The organism is Alcanivorax sp. HI0044 (genome assembly GCF_001634945.1).
This window is the reverse complement of the sequence record NZ_LWEZ01001401.1, coordinates 1-1,276: the sequence shown is the minus strand read 5'-3', so window position 1 is coordinate 1,276 and position 1,276 is coordinate 1. Positions and strand designations below refer to the sequence as shown.

The 1,276-nt window shown below is 54.5% G+C and carries 1 protein-coding gene and 1 pseudogene; one reads left to right on the top strand and one right to left on the bottom strand.

Annotation, left to right across the window (positions count from 1 at the left end):
• A pseudogene (locus A3730_RS32010) lies at positions 1–475 on the top strand (transposase); the annotation flags it as partial.
• A 216-nt stretch (positions 476–691) separates the two neighbouring features.
• On the opposite strand, the gene A3730_RS20655 reads toward A3730_RS32010, so the two are convergent.
• On the bottom strand, positions 692–1,276 hold a 585-nt coding region (locus A3730_RS20655), incomplete at its 5' end, for an SDR family NAD(P)-dependent oxidoreductase (RefSeq protein WP_156501279.1).

Sequence of the window (1,276 nt, the reverse complement as noted above, 5' to 3'; positions counted from 1 at the left end):
GCTACTGGATGAAAAGGCCGTATTGCAGTGTATGGCTTATGTGGATCTCAATCCTGTTCGGGCAGATATGGCCAGTACTCCTGAAGCTTCGGATTATACCTCGGTTCAACAACGAGCCAGCGAGATCAAGGGTCGCCAGACAACGAAGAAAATGCCTCACCTACTCCCGATGGTGGATAGTGAGACAGTGGAAGTTGAACACGATGATACGGTTTGCCGCTTTCGGCTGATGGACTATCTGGAGCTCGTGGACAGTACGGGAAGGGCGGTGCGTGCAGGTAAACGTGGCGCAATCTCGGAGCGGGCCGCAGGGATTCTGGATCGGCTTGGTATTGATGAAAGGGCATGGTTGCGGCATATGCAGCCGCACAAGCAGAGACTGCCTGTCGCGGTCGGCAGCCTGGAAAGACTGAAAGCCTATGCGGCCTCGACAGGTCGTAAATGGGTGTCGGGACAAAGCCTGACCGCATGCTGATTGATCAAGCTCTCTTTTGATTAAATTTATGCGTGTCCCGGATTAGCCATTAGCAACCTGGCGGACGCAAAGGTCAGCGCCAAAAAAATTGAAGATAAAGAGCTTAAGGCAGAAATCGACCAATTGCTGGAAAGCTTGCAGGGTCGTTAGGAACTGAATAATAAGCTGTCAGTATCAATGCTATGCCTGTCCTGGATGGAATAAAAAACGCCGTGCTTATGCGCGGCGTTTTTTTGTGCTGTCGCCGGTGTTGGCCACGGTGCCCGCGCGCACCTTGCTGGAAACGTAATTGGCGGGTGGCTCTTCGTAAAGGCTCTGGTAACTGAAATTAACGATGGATTCTGACGTTTTCGGTAACAGGTAATACATGGCCAGTGCGCCTTTGCCGAACACGCCCAGCTTGCGCTTGTCCTGGGTGATGATCATGTCCAGCATCCAGTTCACGGCGGTTTCCGGTGACATGACGGGCATGTATTGGTAAATCTTGGTGGGGGCAATCATGGGGGTGCGCACCAGCGGATAATTCAGTGAGGAAAAGCGCACCTTGGTGTGGGCGTACTCATTGGCGGCCACCCAGGTCCAGCCTTCCAGTGCCCACTTGGACGCCAGGTAGGCAGAGAAGCGCGCCGGGTTAGCCTGCACGCCCACGGTGGACACGTTGATGATGTGGCCTTCGTTGCGCGCTTCCATGCCCGGCAGCAAGTTCGTGGCCAGCCGGATGGAGGCCAGATAGTTCAGCTGCATGGTCCGTTCGTAATCGTGGAAGCGGCCCACGGTGAACTTGATGGAACGGCGAATGGA